We start from the raw sequence: 19,773 nt of genomic DNA on the forward strand, positions 1-19,773 counted from the left end.
AGCTTAGCCTTGCTGTATTGCTAAGCCAGGTTCGCTTGGAGTGTCTATTTGGCTTAAGAATTTTAGGCTTTGTTCAAAACTAAAGCTTTCTTCAGGATTTTGTGCTAGAAATTGCTGCATGAATTCTTTTTTAGAAATGGCTTCATCAAGCTCTTTATCGCTTCCTTTTTGATAAGCGCCTATACGAAGTAAGACTTCATTTTCTTTCAATAAAGAATTTAAGCGTTTGAATTTCCTAGCCCAGAATTTGTGTTCAGGGCTTATAATATCATTCATCACCCTTGAAGCAGAATTTTGTATATTAATAGGAGGATAAATTCCAAAGTCTGTAAGTTCACGGCTTAAAACAATGTGCCCATCTAAAATAGATCGGCTTTGATCAGCTATGGGATCACTCATATCATCCCCATCAACTAGCACGGTAAAAAAAGCGGTAATAGTACCCTTGCCTTCTTCTTTGCCCGCTCTTTCCATGAGTTGGGGCAAGAGGCTTAAAACACTTGGGGGATAGCCTTTAGTCGTAGGGGGTTCACCTAGGGCAAGGCCTATTTCTCTTTGTGCCATGGCAAAACGCGTCACACTATCCATGATAAAAAGCACATCTTTGCCCTGCTCTTTAAAATATTCTGCCACACTCATAGCACAAAAAGCCCCATATTTACGCATTAAAGCACTATCATCACTTGTAGCTACTACAAGGACTGTATCATCAAGCTTGCCGCCTAAGTTTTTTTGTATGAATTCAGGAATTTCACGCCCACGCTCTCCTATGAGTGCAACTACTTTTACAGGGGCTTTAGAATTTTTAACTATCATGCCGATAAGGGTAGATTTACCCACCCCACTGCCTGCAAAAATTCCTAGCTTTTGCCCCACACCACAAGTTAATAAAGCATCGATGCTTTTAACCCCTACAGGAAAGATCTCTTCTATAATGCCTCTTTTCATCGCATCAATAGGAGAACGCATGATGGGCATATATTTACTTACTTGTATAGGGGCTTTGCCATCTTTAGGACGCATGAAAGGATCAACCACACGCCCTAAAAGCTCATCACTAAGACCTATTTGCATGCCAGCATCGCTGATAAAGGCCTTATCGCCTACTTTAAACCCTTCTATGAAAGAAAAAGGACTAAGATAACTAAAATGTTCTTTAAGCTCTACTACCATGGCTAGGGTGCTTAAAGCAGGATTTTCTTTAGAGACAAGCTTAATGATATCGCCTACGCTTGTTTTAAGACCACGAATTTCTATATTAGTAGAAGAAATTTTAGTGATTTCGCCAAAAAGCGCATTTAAGTTTTCTTTGCCCAGTTGGGATCTAAGCTTTTGTAAATTCATCAAAAACAAACTTGTCTTGGGGAATTGATAAGTTCAAAAAATTCTTTACGTGTTTTTTCGTTTTTTAAAAAAAGCCCACGCAAAGCCGAAGTAGAAGTGGTACAATTCATCTTCTCTACCCCGCGCATTTGCACACACATATGACGCGCTTGGATGACAACACCCACGCCTTTTGCCTTAACATTTTCCATTAAAGATTGGGCAATTTGCTCGGTGAGTTGCTCTTGGATTTGCAATCTTCTAGCATATATTTCTACAAGACGGGGGATTTTGCTTAAGCCAACTACCTTTTTATCAGGGATATAAGCTACATGCACCCGGCCAAAAAAAGGCAAAAGATGATGCTCACAAAGACTGTAAAATTCTATATCACGCACTAAAACCATTTCATTATTTGAACTCTCAAACAAAGCTTCATTGAAAACTTCTTTAACATCTTTTTTATAACCACTAGTGAAAAATTCATAAGCTTTAAAAACGCGATTAGGAGTTTTTATCAAACCTTGACGATTAGGATCTTCGCCTATAATTTCAAGCATAGTTTTCACACAATTTTCAAATTGTTTTTGCAATTTTTTCTCCGATATATTGTAATTTTGAGTTATTATTATAATTTTATCATAAATTGCTTTAAAATTTTATGCAAGTAATAAGGAAAAATTTGTTATTATCGAAGCAAAATTTATTTTTAAGGAAAATATTATGAAAGTAAAAGCAAGGCAACTAGACTCTGTTAATGCAACTGCTAGTGTAAAAATTCCTTCAGGAATGATTAAAAACGAAGTAGAAAATTTAGCAAAAAAAGCTTCTAAAAATGTAAAAATGGATGGTTTTAGACCAGGGAAAGTTCCTGTTGCTGCCGTACTTAAAAGATATGAAAAAGAATTGATAAAAGATGCAGAACAAAATCTTTTTAAATCTGCTGTTGATAATATTTTAAAAGAATTAAAAAAAGAAGCCAAAGAGCTTGTGGGTGAACCTTATTTTGAAAAACTTGATCGCACAAAAGAAGAAATCATAGCACAATTAGCGCTTTCTTTCAAACCTGAAATCAAGCTTGAAGGATATGAAAAGCTTATCCCTGAGTATCAAACCCCTAAAGTCACTAAAAAAGAAATCGATGAAAAAAAAGAAGAATTATTAAAACGCTTTGCCACCCCTCAAATGCTTAAAACCAAAAGGGCTTTAAAAGAAGGTGATCTTGCGAAATTTGATTTTGAAGGCTTTATAGACGATAAAGTTTTTGAAGGGGGTAAAGCACAAAATTATACTTTACAAATTGGTTCTAAACAATTCATCCCAGGTTTTGAAGAAGCTATGGTAGGAATGAAAATAGGCGAAGAAAAAGACATAAAAGTAAGCTTTCCTAAAGAATACGGTGCAGCGCATTTGGCCGGAAAAAATGCGGTATTTAAAGTAAAATTGCACGAGATTGAAGAACTTCAAATCCCTAAGCTTGATGAAGAATTGCTTAAAAAACTTTTGCCTAATGAAGAAAAAGCAAGCATTGAACTTCTAGAAGAAAGGCTTAAAGAGCAAATTAGAAGCGAAAAGCTTTTTAAACTTGTCAATGATGAGTTAAAAGGTAAATTTGCTGATGCTTTGATAGAAAAATTCGATTTTGATTTACCACGCGGTATAGTAGAGCAAGAAACAGATGTACAGTTTAAAACAGCTTTTAATACTTTTAGCCAAGAAGAAATCGAACAAATTAAAGCAAGCAAGGAAAAATACCAAGAAAAACGCGATTCTTTCAAAGAAGAAGCACAAAAAAGTGTAAAGCTTACCTTTATCATCGATGAACTTGCAAAACTTCGAAAAATTGAAGTCAATGATCAAGAATTGGTTCAAGCCATTTATTTTGAAGCTTACCGCTATGGTATCAATCCTAAAGAACATTTAGAGAATTACAGAAAACAAGGGGCCTTACCTGCGGTAAAAATGGCTTTAATCGAAGAAAAACTTTTTAATGATATTTTTATGTCAAAAAATGAAAAAACAAATAAAAAAGAGAAAGAAGATAAATAATGTTTATTCCTTATGTTATTGAAAAATCAAGTCGCGGAGAAAGAAGCTATGATATTTACTCGCGTCTTTTAAAAGATAGAATTATTATGTTAAGCGGGGAAATTCATGATGAGCTTGCTGCTTCTATTGTGGCACAACTGCTTTTTTTAGAAGCTGAAGATCCTCAAAAAGACATTTATCTTTATATCAATTCTCCAGGAGGTGTTATCACAAGTGGATTTAGCATCTATGATACTATGAATTATATCAAACCTGATGTTTGTACTATTTGCATAGGTCAGGCTGCTTCTATGGGCGCATTTTTGCTAAGCTGTGGCACACCAGGGAAACGTTTTGCTTTGCCCAATTCACGCATTATGATCCATCAACCTTTAGGTGGAGCAAGAGGCCAGGCAACGGACATTGAAATTCAAGCAAAAGAAATTTTAAGGCTTAAAATCATACTCAATGATATTTTAGCTCAAAATACAAAGCAAAAAGTCGCTAAAATCTCCAAAGATACAGAAAGAGATTTTTTCATGTCCGCACAAGAAGCCAAAGAATATGGGTTAATCGATAAAATTTTAGAAAAAAATTTTAAATGATTTTTTCTAAAATTGTTTAAAATAAAGGCTTTTTATGGTTAGACAAATTATTACTTATCCTAATCCTAGACTTTTTTTAAATTCTGAACCTGTAAAAGAATTTGACTCTTCTTTACACACTCTATTAGATGATATGTATGAAACTATGATAGCAGATAATGGAGTAGGTTTAGCTGCTATTCAAGTTGATGTTCCTTTGCGTGCTTTGCTTGTCAATATTCTTGATGAAAATGATGAGCAAAAAAAAGAAGATTTATTAGAGATTATCAATCCTGAAATCATCCCTTTAAGCGAAGAAATGATCACCTGTATGGAAGGGTGCTTGAGTGTGCCTGATTTTTTCGAAGAAGTTAAACGCTACAATCATATTTTATTAAAATACCAAGATCGTTTTGGGAACTTTAAAGAACTTCAAGCACAAGGGTTTTTAGCTGTAGCAATTCAGCATGAAAACGATCATTTAGATGGGCATTTATTCATAGAAAGAATTTCTTTTGCAAAACGCCAAAAATTTGACAAAGAATTTAAGAAAAAGAAAAAAACCTCAAATAAAAAAAATGAAAAAGCTAAAGTATATAAGCTTTCATGAAAACTTAGACATTATAGAAGTAGAATCTACTTTTACTAGAGGTCTGCCTAATTTAAGCATAGTAGGGCTTGCAAATATAGCGATTAAAGAAAGTATTGAACGCATTAAATCAACGCTTTTAAGCTGCGATTTTACCTTCCCTGCAAAAAAAATCACTATCAATCTTAGCCCTTCAGGCATTCCTAAAAAAGGATCGCATTTTGACTTGGCTATTGCCTTGCTTATTCTTTTGCAAAATGAAGTATTGGATGATTTTTTTGTAGTAGGAGAATTAGGGCTTGATGGAAGCATTAAAAGCACTAATGAGCTTTTTTCTTTACTTTTATTCCTTTCTGCTAAGATTAAAAAAGCCAAAATCATCATGCCAAAAAGCATAGCACAAAAAACTTCAATGATACCTAATTTAGAAGTCTATGGGCTTGAGAATTTAAATGAAGCTATAGAATTTTTCAAAGAAAAAAATTATGAAAAATTCCACTTTTGTCATGATCATCCTTTATTTGCCAATCCTTTAAAAATAGAAGAAGAAATCTTTTTACAAAATACAGAATTTAAACTAGATTTTAAAGATATCAAAGGGCAAGAAAAAGCCAAAATAGCTTGCATGATCGCAGCACTTGGCATGCATAATATTTTATTTGAAGGCAGTCCAGGAAGTGGTAAAAACATGTGTGCTAAGCGTCTTGTTTACATCATGCCGCCACAAAGTCTTAATGAGGTTTTAATACAAAATGCTTATATGTCTTTAAACGCAAAAGATTGTGAATTCACTAAAATCCGAGCATTTCGTCATCCTCATCATACTTCTACAAGGGCAAGCATTTTTGGTGGAAGGACAAAAAACGCCAAAATTGGTGAAATCGCCTTGGCTAATGGTGGGGTATTGTTCTTTGATGAGTTTCCTCATTTTAATAAACAAATCATAAAAAGCTTAAGAGAACCCTTAGAAGATCATCAAATTCATATTTCAAGAGTTAATTCTAAAACCACTTATGAGACCAAATTCGCTTTTATAGCTGCACAAAATCCTTGTCCTTGTGGCAATTTATTCTCTAGAAATTTATCTTGTGTTTGTACAGAAAATAAGATTAAAAAATACAAAAACCACATTTCAGCACCTATTATGGATAGGATTGATCTTTATGTAGCTATGGATGAAATCACTAAAGATGATAAAAGCAGTATGAGTTCTAAACAAATGAGTGAAAAAATTCTCCAAGCTTTTATCTTTGGTAAAAAAAGGGGCCAAAAAGAATTCAATGGCAAATTAAAAGATGAAGATTTACAACGCTTTTGCACTCTAGAAAAGGATGCTAAAGATATTTTAGATTTAGCCATTTCGCGCTACCATTTGTCTTTAAGATCACTTAATAAAATCTTAAAAGTTTCAAGAAGCATAGCGGATTTAGATCAAAGTTTACTTATCAATAAAAACCATATTTTAGAGGCCTTAGGGTTTAGAATGAAAGATTAATAAAATAATTCTAAAGTCCAAAAATAGGAAAATAAATTTAAAAAGGATAAAAATGCTTGTAAAATTAGCCGTGCTTTTTAGTGGAAATGGAAGCAATTTAGAAAATATCTTAGAAAAACTTCATCAAAAAACTATAGCAAAAAATAGCTATGAAGTGGTGCTGTGTCTTTGCAATAACAAAGAGGCCTTAGGCATACAAAGGGCAAAAAAATACAATCTTAAAAGCATTATTATCGATCATAAAAATTATAAAACACGCGAGGAATTTGATGAAGTTTTAGTACAAAAAATACAAGAAAGCAAAGCAGATCTTACAATTTTAGCAGGCTTTATGAGGATTTTAAGCCCTGTGTTTACAAAACAAATTAAAGCTATTAATTTGCATCCTTCTTTGCTTCCTTTATTTAAAGGAACAAACGCTATAAAGCAAAGCTATCAAAGCGATATGAAAGTCGCAGGAGTGAGTGTGCACTGGGTCAGTGAAGAACTAGATGGAGGAGAGATTATCACTCAAAAAGCTTTTGAAAAACACAATTTAAGTTTTGAACAATTTGAAGAAAAAATTCACGCCTTAGAACACGAAATTTTGCCTTTAAGTGTGGTGAAGATTTTTTCATAATTACAATATTTGCTTTAAAACTATAAAATTATTTTTTAATTTTACTAAGGAATGCAATGTTTGAATGGATTTTTTCTCTTGATTCTTGGATTACTTTAATTACTCTTAGTGTGCTTGAAATCATCCTAGGAATTGATAATATCATTTTTCTAGCTATTTTAGTAAGTAAATTGCCTCCACAATACCGCGATAAAGGACGTATTTTAGGGCTAGGTTTTGCCATGCTTACTAGGATTTTACTGCTTTTGTGTCTTTTTTGGGTGATGAAGCTTACAACTCCTTTATTTAGTGTATTTAAGAATGAAATTTCGGGCAGGGATTTGGTACTTTTATTAGGCGGGTTGTTTTTGATAATAAAATCTATCAAAGAAATCAAAGAACAAATCTCTCATCAAGAAGAAGATAAAACACATTTTAAAGCCGCTAACAAACTCTGGATAGTAGTGGCTCAAATCGCTGTGATAGATATCGTTTTCTCACTTGATAGCGTTATTACAGCTGTGGGTATAGCTCAAGATGTGAGTATAATGATTATAGCTGTGATTATAGCTGTGATTATAATGCTTTTTGCTTCTAAAGCCATATCAGATTTCATAGAAAAATATCCAAGCATTAAAATTTTAGCCCTGGCTTTTTTAGTCTTAATAGGTTTAGTTTTAGTAGCAGAAAGCTTTGATTTTCATATACAAAAAGCTTATATTTATACAGCTATGGCCTTTGCCTTAATAGTTCAAATCCTAAATATTTTAGATGAAAAAAACAAAGAAAAGTCATAAATAATTGCAAAAAATAAGCGTGTTTAGTCAAATAAACACGGCTTATTCTTCTTCATCCTTAGGTGTTTTTTTAACCACCTTAACACATTCTATAGAATTGCCATCCATTTTTTTAACCTCATAATAACAAAGCGCATCTTCAATGCGATCACCCACCACAGGCAAACGACCCAAAAGATTAAAGACATAACCCCCTATGGTTACTTGCTCTAAATCTTCATCATAGCTTATTAAAAGCATTTCTTCGACAGTTTTTATATCACAACGCCCTTGGAATTGATAAATATTATCAGCAAGCTTTTTATAGCTGTCTTCTTCATGCTCGCTTTTAATCTCACCTATGATTTCTTCCATGATATCTTCCATGGTCAAAATCCCAGCAGTCCCGCCGTATTCATCAACAACTAAAGCTGTATGGGATCGCTCCTTATTCATCATCACAAGTACTTTAGAAATGCTGATATTTTCAGGAACTAAGATTAAAGGCTTGACAAAAGCATCTAAATTCTCTTTTTTATCGCCTAGCTCATTTTGTATAATGTCGCGTATGTGTATCATGCCTAAAATAGTATCTTTAGAATCATCTATATAAGGAAAACGTGTGTGCTTATACTCACAAATGATTTGCATGTTTTCTTTATAGCTTTTTTGTTTATTAAGGCAAGCCATATCTTTTCTAGGAGTCATAATCTCTTTTGCAACTGTATCTGAAAAATCCACTGCATTGCGTATAATTTCGGTTTCAAACTCATCTAAAACCCCGCCTTTTTGGCTTTCACTTGCTATAATTTTAATTTCTTCTTCGCTATGGGTTAATTCGCTTTCTTTAGCAGGTTTTATCCCAACAAGTTTTAAACTCATAGCCGCTAAAAAATCAAAAATTTTAATACAAGGCAAAAAGAACATCCAAAACCCATGAAGAGGTCTAGCTATGAAAAGCACAACCTTATCCGCAGTCGCAATAGCAATGCTTTTAGGCACAAGCTCACCTAAAACCACATGCAAAAGGGTGATAATACTAAAAGCAATGATAAAAGCTATAGTATGGATCAATACAGCATTAAAACCAAGATTGACAAGAGGAATGGCTAGCATTTTTGCTATAGCAGGTTCACCTATCCAACCCAAAGCAAGAGAACTTAAAGTAATACCTAATTGACAAGCACTAAGATAAGTATCAAGCCTTGAAGTGATTTCTAAAGCCTTTTTAGCACCTGGTTTTTTTTCTTTTACCATTTCTTCAAGCTTAGAACGGCGTACTTTAACAATACTAAATTCAGATAAAACAAAAAAGCCATTTAAAAACACTAAAGTTAGTGCGACAATAATCATAAATATAGAATATCCTGCATCAAAAGATGCTGTAGGTAAAGTTTGGTTTAAATCCAAAGCTTGACTGGGGTCCAACGAAACTCCTTAAAAATCATAAATTATTAAAATTATTATACACAATTAAAAGTAAATTTAGTATTTTAAAATCTAGCTTATGCATTTTATATAAAAATTTAAGCTTTATAAGTGATGTTTTGCTCAAATTCTTTTAAACGCTTATATATGCTTCTAAGCTGGGTGATCGTTGTCCAATTTGTAATAAAAACACTAAAAGAACTTCTTACTTGATCAAAAGCATTATTAATTTGCATCACCACACCAAGTCCAATAAGACCTGTAAAAAGTCCTGGTGCCATGATTAAAAAAGGAACGATAACTATCATTTGTTCAAATAAAATAAGCCAAATATTAAAATACCCATAGTGTAAAAACAAACGCTTATAATTAAACTTAAGCCCTATAAAAAGCTCTATCATGGTTTCATTTTTAGCATATTTTTTACGATTATCTTCTGCATAAACAAGTTCTTTTCTAAAAGCGGCTTCAGCTTTTTGATTATTATACTCAAGTCCTGGGAGTTTAATCCCTACAAACCAAGATATAATCAAACCTCCCAAAGAAATTAAAAGTGCAACATAAACAAGCAAACCCTCGATATTTTTTAAAAAATAAAAACTAGAATTTTCACTTAAATTAGCAAACAAAGCCTTGCTTACAAGATCACTTAAAGTCCATAAAATCGGTATAAATGCTACAAGAGTCATTAAAGCTTTTATAAAGCTAAGCCCTAAACTTTCAACAATCTTAGAAAAATTATAAGTGTCTTCTTGAATTCTTTGAGAACTTCCTTCTATATTGTCATCTTTATTTTTCCAATATTTTAAATATTCAAAAGTCATTGCCTCACGCCATTTAAAAGCATAAACACTAGCAAAATAAATATTTATAGTAGCGATTAAAACATAAGGAATGGCTATGGCTAAAAATACTAAAATCAAAGCATAAAAATCCTCTACAGAATAATTAGGCTTTTCTATCATAGCCCTAGAATGAAAAAAATATTCTAATAAATTTTGATAATAATAAAGCGCACCTTTATTAATAAAATTAGCTTTTTGAAAATTTTGCTCGGCTTTTTGATTGGCTTGTTCAATTAAACTCGCATCATTTTTGGCATTGCTTTGAGATTGTGAAGTGGTATTAGAATCTGAAATTTCTATTTTTGGTTTTTGCAAGACATTATAAAAATCACTATACCATGAGTTGATTGCGACATTAAGACTGGTTTGGATAAAAAGAAAAAAAAGCAATAAAAAAAATCCTAAATAAGCCCATAGAGCCCATTTTTTACTCGCAAAAAAGGAAGAAAACATAATATTTACCTTAAAAATTTTTGAAAAATCAAGATTGTATAAATTATTATATCAAAATAAATTTTATAAGTTGATCTTATGAAAATATTTTATATTAAAAGACTTAATAATAATAAAATCATTTATCATTAGAATTAAAATGGGATAATTAGTCTGATATTTACTTTTTAATATTAATATTTCTTATCAAAAAAATATCTCTTTTAAAAAGGAAGTTAATACTGATGAAAAAAGTCTTTTCTATATTTTTATTAGGTGTTTCCCTATTAGGTGCCACAGAGCTTAACATTTATTCAGCAAGGCATTATGATACTGATTTTGAAATTATCAAAAAATTCGAAGAAAAAACAGGTATTAAAGTCAACCATACTCAAGCTAAGGCCTCAGAACTCATCAAAAGACTTTCGCTTGAAGGTTCTAATTCCCCTGCTGATATTTTCATCACTGCTGATATTTCTAATCTCGCAGAAGCTAAGAATTCAGGCATTTTAGCACCTGTTCATTCCCAGTATTTAGAAGATATCATACCCAAACATTTAAGAGATAAAGATAAAGAATGGTTTGCCATAAGCAAAAGAGCAAGAATCATTGCTTATAATAAAAACGCAAATACAGACATTAGCAAAATGAAAAATTACGAAGATTTAGCCAAGCCTGAATTTAAAGGACAAATTGTTATGAGAAGTGCTACAGCACCTTATAGCAAAACTCTTTTAGCTTCTATTATAGTCAATGATGGAAGCAAAAAGGCTAAAGCATGGGCTAAAGGCTTACTTAATAACCTTGCCACAAATCCAAAAGGCGGCGATAGAGATCAAGCCAGACAAGTTTTTGCAGGTGAGGCTAAATTTGCTATTATGAATACTTACTACATAGAACTTTTAAAAAATTCTAAAAATCCTAAAGATGTAGAAGTTGGGAATTCTTTAGGTATTATTTTCCCTAATCAAGATAATAGAGGAACGCATATAAATATCAGTGGTATTGCTATGACAAAATCAAGCAAAAATCAAGAAGCGGCTAAAAAATTTATGGAATTTATGCTAACTCCTGAAATTCAAAAAATCCTCACAGACAGCAATTATGAATTCCCTATAAGAAATGATATAGAATTAAGTCAAACTGTGAAAAATTTTGGTGCTTTTAAAGAAGATCAAATCCCTGTTGATGAAATAGCACAAAATATCAAAGAAGCAATTAAAATTTATGATCAAATTGGTTTTAGGTAATGTATAAAAACTTAAAATACTATAAAATAGGGGCAATTTTACTTGCCCTTTTGCTCGCTTTACCTGTTTTTGGTATTTTTGCTGAACTTTTTTATATTATTTTTCAAAATTTTGATACAAATAATTCAATGGCTTTTTTACCTATCAAAGAAAATCTCAATCATTTTTTTGATTATTTATTTTTAAAATTCATCAAAGATACTTTTATAATTGGGGTTGGGGTATTGTTCTTGAGCTTGATTTTAGGAGTTAGCTCTGCTTATTTGATTGCAAATTATGATTTTTATTTTTGCAAAATTTTAGAAAAATTACTCATTTTACCCTTGGCCATACCAGCTTATATTTTGGCTTTTGTTTATGTAGGAATTATGGATTTTCAAGGTTTTTTCCATGAAAATTTTGGTTTTAGGATTAATTTTTTCAATCATTATGGAACGATTTTTGTCTTAGGAATTTCTTTATATCCTTATATTTATTTATTTGCTAAAACAGCCTTTAAAAGTGAGGCTATAGAAGCTTATGAAGTGGCCAAAATTATGCATTATTCTGAATTTAAGATTTTTACGCGCGTAGCACTTTTAAGCGCTAGGCCTGCTATTTTTTCAGGATCTTTACTAGTGTTAATGGAAACTTTAAGTGATTATGGAGCTTCGGCTTATTTAGGCATAGATACTTTTTCAGCAGGGATTTTTAAACTTTGGTATGATTTAAACGATTCTTATTCTTCTACTGTTTTATCAGGAATTTTAATGCTTTTTGTTTTTTTGATAATATATATAGATTATTATTATAAAAATAAATATCATTATAGTTTCAATCAGAATTTAATTCTTTTTATCAAAAAAAGAAAACTAAGCTATACTAAACAAATTTTAGCTTGTTTTTATTGTTTTATAATAGCTTTATTAGGATTTATTTTACCTTTTATTTGGCTTGTTTATTGGGGTTTAAAAGACTTCAAACTTTTTGAATTAGAATTTTATACAATCAGCTTTCAAACCATAATTCTAGCTTTAATCACAGCTTTTATTACTACTTGTTTGGCTTATTTTTTAATGTTTAGCTCAAGGATTATGAAAAATCATTTTCTTAATTTATTTATTTTAAAAGTCAGTTCTTTAGGCTATTCTATACCTGCTGCTGTTTTAGGGATCAGCATGATAATACTTTTTATATTCTTAGATAAAATTTTCCACATGACTTTATTGGGAAATTCTTTATTTGTTCTTGTTTTTGCTTATGTTATCCGTTTTTTGGCCAGTGCGATTTATTCTTTAGAAGGCGGATATAATAAAATTCATTTAAACATAGATGAGGCGAGTTTGAATTTAAGACCTAATTATCTTATTTTATTTTCAAAAATCCACACACCTTTAATGAAACATTTTTTATTTTTAGCTTTTATTATTGTATTTATCGATACTATTAAAGAACTTCCTTTAAGCAGAATTCTAGCCCCTTTTGGCTTTGAAACCTTAAGCGTTAAAGCCTTTTGGTTTGCAAGTGATGAAAGAATCTATGATGCTGCCTTACCATCATTGCTTATAGTTTTGCTTTCTTTAATCGTTGTTGTGTGGATAGATAAAATCACAAGGAAAGATAATGCTAGAAATTAAGAATTTATCTAAAAATTTTGGCAAAATACAAGCTTTAAAAAATATCAATCTTCATATCAAAGAAGGGGAGTTTTTAAGCATTCTAGGAGGGAGTGGAAGCGGAAAAAGCACACTTTTAAGAATCATTGCACAACTTGAACAAGCAAGCTCTTATGAAGTATTTTCTTGCAAAAGCGAAGTGGCAATGATGTTTCAAAACTATGCTTTATTCCCTCATTTAAATGTTGAAAAAAACATACTTTTTGCACTTTATGATAAAAAGGATAAAAAACAAATTTTAGATCATTTATTAAAAACCTTTGAAATTGAAGATTTACGATATAAAAAAATCGATGAAATTTCAGGAGGCCAAGCCCAAAGAGTTGCTTTTGCTAGGGCTATAGCAAGAGGATATAAGCTTTTGCTTTTAGATGAACCTTTTTCTAATTTGGATCAAAGTTTAAAACAAGATTTAAGAAGAGAATTAAAAAAACTCATACAAAGTCAAAAAATCACAGCCATCATGGTAACCCATGATATAGAAGATGCTTATTCTATGTCCGATCAAATCGCTTTTTTAGATAAGGGAGAAATTCTAGCCCATGGCAATCCTAAAGATCTTTATTTTAAGCCTAGTTTAGAAAGTGCTAAAATTTTGCCTAATTTAAATATCATAGAAAAAAATCTGGATTTAGAAGATGAATTTTTTAAATGGATAGCGTCAAAAAACTATACTTTTGGTTATGCAGAACTTACAATAGGCAGTCGTTTTGAAGCTCAAATCATACAAAAGGAATTTTTGGGGGCCTTTTATAGGGTAAAATTAAGATATAAAAATATAGATTTTTTTATTTTATTGAGTTCAAATTATCATTTAAAAGAAAAAATACATTTTGATATTATCAATTTTTAGCTAAAATTCCTAAAAATTGTTCAAGGATCATTTCATGAAAAATCTTTTAATCATAGGTGCAGGCGGGGTAAGCCGTGTGGCTACAGTTAAATGTGCAATGAATAGCCATACTTTTACTCACATCACTCTAGCTAGCAGAACAAAAAGCAAATGCGATGAAATCGCCTCTTTTATCAAAGAACGCTTAGGCGTAGAGATTGACACAGCACAAATTGATGCTGATGATAAAGATGCGGTAGTAAAGCTTATTAAAAAAACTGGGGCTGAAATTTTGCTTAATGTAGCATTGCCTTATCAAGATTTAACCTTAATGGATGCTTGTATAGAGACTAAAATCCACTACATAGATACAGCAAATTACGAACACCCTAGCCTAGCACAATTTGAGTATAAAGAACAATGGGCAAGAAATGATAAATTCAAAGAAGCAGGAATTTTAGGGCTTTTAGGCAGTGGATTTGACCCGGGCGTGACTAATGTTTTTTGTGCTTATGCCCAACAGAATTTATTTGATGAAATTTTTTATATAGATATTTTAGATTGCAATGCTGGGGATCATGGCTATGCTTTTGCAACAAATTTCAATCCTGAAATCAATTTGCGCGAAGTTTCAGCCAAAGGACGCTATTGGGAAAATGGCAAATGGATACAAACTGAGCCTATGGAAATTAAGATGGAATGGGATTACCCTGAAATAGGCATCAAAGACAGCTATTTGCTTTATCATGAAGAACTTGAAAGTCTGGTAAAAAATATCAAAGGCCTTAAAAGAATACGCTTTTTCATGACCTTTGGACAAAGCTATCTCACCCATATGAAATGCCTTGAAAATGTAGGAATGCTAGGAATTAAACCTATAATGCATCAAGGCAGAGAAATCATTCCTATTGAATTTTTAAAAACCTTGCTTCCTGATCCTGCAAGCTTAGGAGTGCGTACTAAGGGCTATACTAATATAGGTTGTGTGATACGTGGGATTAAAGAGGGTAAAGATAAACAAATTTACATTTATAATGTCTGTGATCACCAAGCATGCTATAAAGAAACAGGTGCACAAGCTGTAAGCTATACCACAGGTGTTCCTGCTATGATAGGGGCAAAACTCATCGCCAAAGGAATATGGAAAGGCCAAGGTGTATTTAATATGGAGGAATTTGATGCTAAGCCTTTTATGGAGGAATTAAACTCACAAGGGCTTGCTTGGAAAATCATCGAAATGACTCCAAGCTTAGGAGAGTAAGTTTAAAACTTACTTTTGCCCTATATAAATAAAATGCTCTACACTCCCTTCAAAATTATAAAGATTGATCAACTCATAATCACCCCAAAATAAGGGTTAAAAGGTTTAAAATCTTCTTTTAATTGCTCTATATCCTTTAGCAAAACGTATATAAGAAGACCCGCTTAATCTACCGCTTGGGCATGCTTTTACCTCGCGTAATCCATTTTCCATAAGCTGTCCTCTTTCATACATACTATAAAACCCTTATCACTCATCATGGTTGCAAATATAATAGCCCCATCATTACATAAATCATAAATTCTTGCATTGTTTCTTTAAAAGCTTGTTTTGTAAGATAATATAAGCTTTGATTTGCAAATATAAAATCCATTTTTACATCAAATAGATTTTTAAAACTAGAATTAGGTTCAATGATATGAAAATTCTTAGATTCTATTAAAGGATCTTTTTGCCAAGCATCTTTCAAACTAGAAACTATATCAATACCATAAGGTTCTATTCTCCTTTACTTACATGATTAAAATACTTAGAATGCACTACCAAAATCAAGTAATTTACCTTTGGTTTTATGAAGTTTAAATTTTAAGATTCTTTCATAAAATCTTATAACATGACCATCAGGATATTGTAATCCATAACCTTCTTTATCATATTTTTGAGTGTAAACAGATAAAGAATTATCCATTTTTGCCCTTTTTATGTAGAATTTGACACTAAAGTCAGATAAATTCTAACACAAAAAGGGTTAAAATCATTTTATAGGATGAAGTTCATTAGCATAGAAACTTACAGAATTCATGCCTTCTTTCAAAGCCCATTCATAAGCCTTTGCAACAAAATCCCAATTAATATGTGCATAAAATTTTTCCAAATAAACAGGACGCGCATTACGATGATCAACATAATAAGCATGTTCCCAAACATCCACAACAAGCAAAGGAACTTTATCTTCAGTGATAGGAGTTGCTGCGTTTGAAGTGCCTACAAATTCTAATTTTTGATTTTTAGTATTATAAACTAACCAAAACCAACCTGATCCAAAAACCCCTGTTGCACCTTTGATAAATTCTGCTTTGAAATTATCTAAAGAACCAAATTCTTTTTCTAAAGCCCCTTTTAAATTTGCATCTATGCAATCACCACAACCACAGCCTAAATTTGGTTTAATACAGTCAAAATAAAAATCATGATTATAAACTTGAGCTGCATTATTAAATATCCCAGCACTTGAAGTTTTAATAATACTTATAAGATCTTTATTGGCAAATTCAGTATCTTTTATAAGATTATTTAAATTTGTCACATAGGTATTGTGATGTTTCCCATGATGATAATTAAAAGTTTCAGCACTCAAAAAATCACCAAAAGCACTAGTATCATAAGGCAATTTTCTCAACTCAAACATAGTATTCTCCTTTGTTTTTAATTTAGTATTATAAATCTTACCATAAATAAAATTAAAAAGAGTAAAAATATCTTAAAACAATAAAAAGCAATTTATTTAACAAAATATATATTTAATATTGCTTAAATATTAAATATAATGCAATCTCATAAAAATCTTTCAATCACTTTGTAAAATAAAGGTAGTCAAATAAGAAATACAAAAAAGAATTAAATAATTTAAAAATAAATCATGATGGTGACCCATACGAGACTCGAACTCGTGTTACCGCCGTGAAAGGGCGATGTCCTAACCGCTAGACGAATGGGCCAATTAAGTATAAAAAATAAAAATGAGATTATACGTTTTTCTTTCTTAAAATTTCATTAAATACTGCAGTTATTTTCAAGCTAAGCATCTTGATTTTCATTCTCATGAAGTTGTAATTAAAGCTTGAAAAGCATGATTTTAACTTATAAATTTCATCTTTAGAAATTGTAAAGCCTTATGAAATTCCAAAGGCTTTGCTTGGAATTTTTTATTAAAGGTTCTTTGTCTTTTGGCAAGCTGTGCTGTATGTATGGTGATTAAATTTTCAAGCTCATTTAAAGAAATAATGCCTTTTAAATAATCTTTGCATTCTTTTAAGCCTATGGAATTTAAGGCTTTAAGATTATTATCAAAATTTGAAAAAAGCATTTTTGCTTCATCTATAAGACCTTTATTTAACATTTCTTTTGTCCTGATTTGAATACGCTTTTTTAATTCTTCTTTATCCCATACAAGCTCATAAATTTCAATATCCTTAAGCACTCCGCTTTTTTGTGTCCTTTTTAAAAACTCGCTAGGAAGCTCTCCTGTTTGCTCATAAATGCTTAGCCATTTTTTTAATCTATAAGTATCATTTTTTTCAATTTTATAATGCGGATCAATGCGGCACAAAAGAGTATAAATTTCATCATTACTTAAAGGGCTTTTTATATCTGAGATCTTTTGGCTTAAACCCTCTATCATAGTTTTTAAATAAAACCCTGTCCCACCTACTATAATCAAAGCTAAATTGCTAGCTTGTGCAAATTCTTTTGCTTTTTGATATTCTTCTATAAATAAAGCAACATTAAAATGCTTACTCACGCTTAATAAATTGACTCCAAAATATTTCAAATTAAGAAGTTCATCATAAGAGGGCTTAGCATTAGCGATATTAATCTCTTTATAAACACAAAGACTATCAAGACTTAAAACAACAGCATTAAATTCTTTTGCCAAAGTATTGGCTATATAGCTTTTCCCGCTTGCTGTTGTTCCTATGAGTGCTATTTCAAAAAACATTTCGATACATTTATCCTAAAATTTATAAAATTTTAGTAAAATCATAACAAAAAATTTTTAAAGTAGAGAAATGAATGCATTTTGGATAAAAATTAAAAATATTTTAGATCTTGTTGTATTTAAACATTCCATTTTTGCTTTGCCTTTTTTATTTTCATCCATGATAGTGGCTTCAAAGCTTACTTATGATAGTGCTTGGTTTGGCTTTAAAGCTCTGATTTTAGGCGTGATTTGTGCTGTGAGTGCAAGGAATTTTGCCATGGCTACAAACCGTTTAATGGATGAAGATATAGATAAAAACAATCCACGTTGTGCTAATCGTCCTAATATCACTGGAAAAATAGGACGCAAGAATATTTGGGCATTTATCATACTCAATGCAATTATTTTTATCCTATGCTCTTATTTTATCAATAACTTAGCCTTTTATTTGTCTTTTCCTGTACTTTTTATCCTAGCTCTTTATTCTGCTTTTAAACGCTTTAGTTCTTTAGCACATTTGGTTTTAGGATTTTGCCTAGGGCTTACACCCATTGCAGGAAGCATTATAATTATGGGAAAAATTCATATTTATAGTGTGATTTTATGTCTGGGCGTAAGCTTTTGGACAGCTGGGTTTGACTTGCTTTATTCTTTACAAGATATGGAGTATGATAAAAAAGTAGGACTTCATTCTATACCCGCTCAATTTGGCTTTAAAACAAGCTTATTGATTGCGGCTTTTTGCCATGTATTAGCAGTGTTGTTTTGGCTGCTTTTTGTATGGGAAGTGTGGGGCATAGCCCTAGGAAAAATCGCACTCATTGGAGTGATCATTAGTGGTATTATTTTAGCCTTTGAACACAAAATTGTTCATAAGAATTTCTCTCACATTGATAAGGCTTTCTTTACTTTAAATGGCTATTTAAGCATTATATTTTTTATTTTTATTTGGGTTGATTTAATATGGAATTGACATTTTTTAAAGCAGGTTTTAAAGCTTACTTAGAGTGCTGTGAAACACAAAATAGCCTTTTTTTGCAAGAATATCTTAAACTCGGTGCCCTTTGTCAAATTTCAAAATGGAAAAAACTCGCCTTGCGTATTGATTTTAATGAAGGTGAAAAAATCATTTTTGATTTGCTTTTAAGCTTAAAAGAAGACATTTTAAGACTTGAAAATTCTTTAGATAAAAGCAAAGAACTTTTAGAACTCAAACAAAAAGGCACGGTAGAATCTTTAAATTTTGAATATTTAAATTTTTTAGATCCTATTTTAGAAAAAGACAAAAAATATTATTTAAGATTTGATTTAAATAATCAAACCATAGCCATTTTCATCCAAGCACAAAGCGATAAATTAGCTAAAATCATTCAAATCAAACCTGAAGATAAAATAGCTTTTGACGCTTTTGTTGTCCAAATTCAAAGAGAAATGATAAGAAATAAGAAGGAGCAAAAATGAGTGATGATATACTTTATTGGGTATTTATAATCATAGCTTTAATTGCAATGCTAGCTTATATTAATATCAAAGAAAAAGAAAATAATGCAAAAATCATAAAACTTCAAAATGCCATAGAAGAGATCACTAAAGAACTTCATTATTTCCAAAAAGAATCAGACTTTAAGGATGATAAAGAAAACGAAGATTATAAAACTACTCTTTTAAAAGAAGAGATGAAAATCGAACTTGATAAACAAATAAGTGCAAAAATCACTCCTGTATTAAAAACCTTAAAAACCATGAAGCACATCATAGAAGATTTTCAAAATGAACAACAAAACCGTCTTTTGAATTTAGAACAAAAAGCCCAAAGCATGATCAAACTAACCCCTAATTTTGAAACCGAAGAACAAAAGATAGAAAATCTCTTTAAAGAAGGCAAAAGCATAGAACAAATAGCCAAAGATTTACGCATTGGCATTGGTAATGTCGAACTTGTTTTAAAATTTAAAAAACTGATAAAATAGAAAGGA

The 19,773-nt window shown here is 31.2% G+C and carries 21 protein-coding genes and 1 tRNA gene; 13 read left to right on the plus strand and 9 right to left on the minus strand.

Annotated features, from left to right (window positions below):
* Positions 1–3: 3 nt before the first annotated feature.
* Positions 4–1,344, minus strand: a complete 1,341-nt coding sequence (fliI, locus tag GRQ01_RS00220; protein ID WP_158333849.1) for a flagellar protein export ATPase FliI — start codon at positions 1,342–1,344, stop codon at positions 4–6.
* Positions 1,344–1,916, minus strand: a complete 573-nt coding sequence (folE, locus tag GRQ01_RS00225) for a GTP cyclohydrolase I FolE (RefSeq protein ID WP_158333850.1) — start codon at positions 1,914–1,916, stop codon at positions 1,344–1,346. Before folE ends, fliI begins: the two co-directional genes overlap by 1 nt.
* Positions 1,917–2,046: 130 nt before the next feature.
* Here folE and tig point away from each other — a divergent pair, with 130 nt between their 5' ends.
* From tig to GRQ01_RS00255, 6 genes are read left to right on the plus strand one after another with little or no spacing between them, the layout of a single operon-like run.
* Positions 2,047–3,372, plus strand: coding sequence for a trigger factor (gene tig / locus GRQ01_RS00230; protein WP_158333851.1), 1,326 nt, complete (start codon positions 2,047–2,049; stop codon positions 3,370–3,372).
* Positions 3,372–3,956: an ATP-dependent Clp endopeptidase proteolytic subunit ClpP gene (gene clpP, locus GRQ01_RS00235; RefSeq protein ID WP_158333852.1), complete on the plus strand. Its 585-nt coding sequence runs from the start codon at positions 3,372–3,374 to the stop codon at positions 3,954–3,956. Before tig ends, clpP begins: the two co-directional genes overlap by 1 nt.
* A 34-nt stretch (positions 3,957–3,990) precedes the next feature.
* Entirely contained in the window at positions 3,991–4,545 is a 555-nt protein-coding gene (gene def, locus GRQ01_RS00240) for a peptide deformylase (RefSeq protein WP_158333853.1), read from the plus strand.
* The gene (locus GRQ01_RS00245) at positions 4,514–6,019 is read left to right on the plus strand and encodes a YifB family Mg chelatase-like AAA ATPase (protein WP_158333854.1); all 1,506 of its coding nucleotides are present in this window, start codon (positions 4,514–4,516) and stop codon (positions 6,017–6,019) included. The genes def and GRQ01_RS00245 overlap by 32 nt, the downstream gene beginning before the upstream one ends.
* Before the next feature lie 52 nt (positions 6,020–6,071).
* A complete protein-coding gene (purN, locus tag GRQ01_RS00250; protein ID WP_158333855.1) occupies positions 6,072–6,638 on the plus strand; it encodes a phosphoribosylglycinamide formyltransferase in 567 nt (188 codons plus the stop codon).
* A 56-nt stretch (positions 6,639–6,694) separates the two neighbouring features.
* Complete coding sequence (locus GRQ01_RS00255) at positions 6,695–7,414, plus strand: TerC family protein (protein ID WP_158333856.1); 720 nt, start codon at positions 6,695–6,697, stop codon at positions 7,412–7,414.
* Between the two features lie 42 nt (positions 7,415–7,456).
* Here GRQ01_RS00255 and GRQ01_RS00260 read toward each other — a convergent pair whose 3' ends face one another.
* Both GRQ01_RS00260 and GRQ01_RS00265 read right to left on the minus strand, forming a co-directional pair.
* A complete protein-coding gene (locus GRQ01_RS00260; RefSeq protein WP_158333857.1) occupies positions 7,457–8,821 on the minus strand; it encodes a hemolysin family protein in 1,365 nt (454 codons plus the stop codon).
* 98 nt (positions 8,822–8,919) lie between these two features.
* The gene (locus GRQ01_RS00265; RefSeq protein ID WP_158333858.1) at positions 8,920–10,119 is read right to left on the minus strand and encodes a putative transporter; all 1,200 of its coding nucleotides are present in this window, start codon (positions 10,117–10,119) and stop codon (positions 8,920–8,922) included.
* 224 nt (positions 10,120–10,343) lie between these two features.
* On the opposite strand from GRQ01_RS00265, the gene GRQ01_RS00270 reads away from it, so the two are divergent.
* From GRQ01_RS00270 to GRQ01_RS00285, 4 genes are read left to right on the plus strand one after another with little or no spacing between them, the layout of a single operon-like run.
* Complete coding sequence (locus GRQ01_RS00270; protein ID WP_158333859.1) at positions 10,344–11,348, plus strand: Fe(3+) ABC transporter substrate-binding protein; 1,005 nt, start codon at positions 10,344–10,346, stop codon at positions 11,346–11,348.
* Entirely contained in the window at positions 11,348–12,964 is a 1,617-nt protein-coding gene (locus tag GRQ01_RS00275) for an ABC transporter permease (RefSeq protein ID WP_158333860.1), read from the plus strand. Before GRQ01_RS00270 ends, GRQ01_RS00275 begins: the two co-directional genes overlap by 1 nt.
* A complete protein-coding gene (locus GRQ01_RS00280; protein ID WP_203121097.1) occupies positions 12,948–13,856 on the plus strand; it encodes an ABC transporter ATP-binding protein in 909 nt (302 codons plus the stop codon). The genes GRQ01_RS00275 and GRQ01_RS00280 overlap by 17 nt, the downstream gene beginning before the upstream one ends.
* Positions 13,857–13,890: 34 nt before the next feature.
* The gene (locus tag GRQ01_RS00285) at positions 13,891–15,096 is read left to right on the plus strand and encodes a saccharopine dehydrogenase family protein (protein WP_158333862.1); all 1,206 of its coding nucleotides are present in this window, start codon (positions 13,891–13,893) and stop codon (positions 15,094–15,096) included.
* 256 nt (positions 15,097–15,352) lie between these two features.
* Here the strand turns inward: GRQ01_RS00285 and GRQ01_RS07590 are convergent, their stop codons facing one another.
* The 5 genes from GRQ01_RS07590 to miaA all read right to left on the minus strand — a co-directional run bounded on the left by GRQ01_RS07590 (position 15,353) and on the right by miaA (position 17,815).
* Positions 15,353–15,565 carry a hypothetical protein gene (locus tag GRQ01_RS07590; protein ID WP_227656218.1) on the minus strand — a complete coding sequence of 71 codons (213 nt, stop codon included), beginning with the start codon at positions 15,563–15,565 and terminating at the stop codon, positions 15,353–15,355.
* Positions 15,566–15,625: 60 nt separating this feature from the next.
* Positions 15,626–15,784 (minus strand): hypothetical protein, encoded by a 159-nt coding sequence (locus GRQ01_RS00295; RefSeq protein WP_227656219.1) that lies wholly within the window; start codon positions 15,782–15,784, stop codon positions 15,626–15,628.
* Between the two features lie 66 nt (positions 15,785–15,850).
* A complete protein-coding gene (gene sodB, locus GRQ01_RS00300) occupies positions 15,851–16,504 on the minus strand; it encodes a superoxide dismutase [Fe] (protein ID WP_158333863.1) in 654 nt (217 codons plus the stop codon).
* Positions 16,505–16,739: 235 nt separating this feature from the next.
* Positions 16,740–16,814, minus strand: a tRNA-Glu gene (locus GRQ01_RS00305).
* A gap of 137 nt (positions 16,815–16,951) precedes the next feature.
* Positions 16,952–17,815: a tRNA (adenosine(37)-N6)-dimethylallyltransferase MiaA gene (gene miaA / locus GRQ01_RS00310; protein ID WP_158333864.1), complete on the minus strand. Its 864-nt coding sequence runs from the start codon at positions 17,813–17,815 to the stop codon at positions 16,952–16,954.
* Between the two features lie 70 nt (positions 17,816–17,885).
* Between miaA and mqnP the strand changes: the two genes are divergently transcribed.
* Genes mqnP through GRQ01_RS00325 form a run of 3 tightly spaced genes read left to right on the plus strand, consistent with a single transcriptional unit; the run spans position 17,886 to position 19,767 of the window.
* The gene (mqnP, locus tag GRQ01_RS00315; RefSeq protein WP_158333865.1) at positions 17,886–18,770 is read left to right on the plus strand and encodes a menaquinone biosynthesis prenyltransferase MqnP; all 885 of its coding nucleotides are present in this window, start codon (positions 17,886–17,888) and stop codon (positions 18,768–18,770) included.
* On the plus strand, positions 18,761–19,258 hold the full coding sequence (locus tag GRQ01_RS00320) for a hypothetical protein (RefSeq protein ID WP_158333866.1): 498 nt from the start codon (positions 18,761–18,763) through the stop codon (positions 19,256–19,258). Before mqnP ends, GRQ01_RS00320 begins: the two co-directional genes overlap by 10 nt.
* Positions 19,255–19,767, plus strand: coding sequence for a hypothetical protein (locus GRQ01_RS00325; RefSeq protein WP_158333867.1), 513 nt, complete (start codon positions 19,255–19,257; stop codon positions 19,765–19,767). Before GRQ01_RS00320 ends, GRQ01_RS00325 begins: the two co-directional genes overlap by 4 nt.
* Positions 19,768–19,773 lie beyond the last annotated feature (6 nt).

This window comes from Campylobacter bilis (assembly GCF_016806695.1).
GTDB lineage: Bacteria > Campylobacterota > Campylobacteria > Campylobacterales > Campylobacteraceae > Campylobacter_D > Campylobacter_D bilis.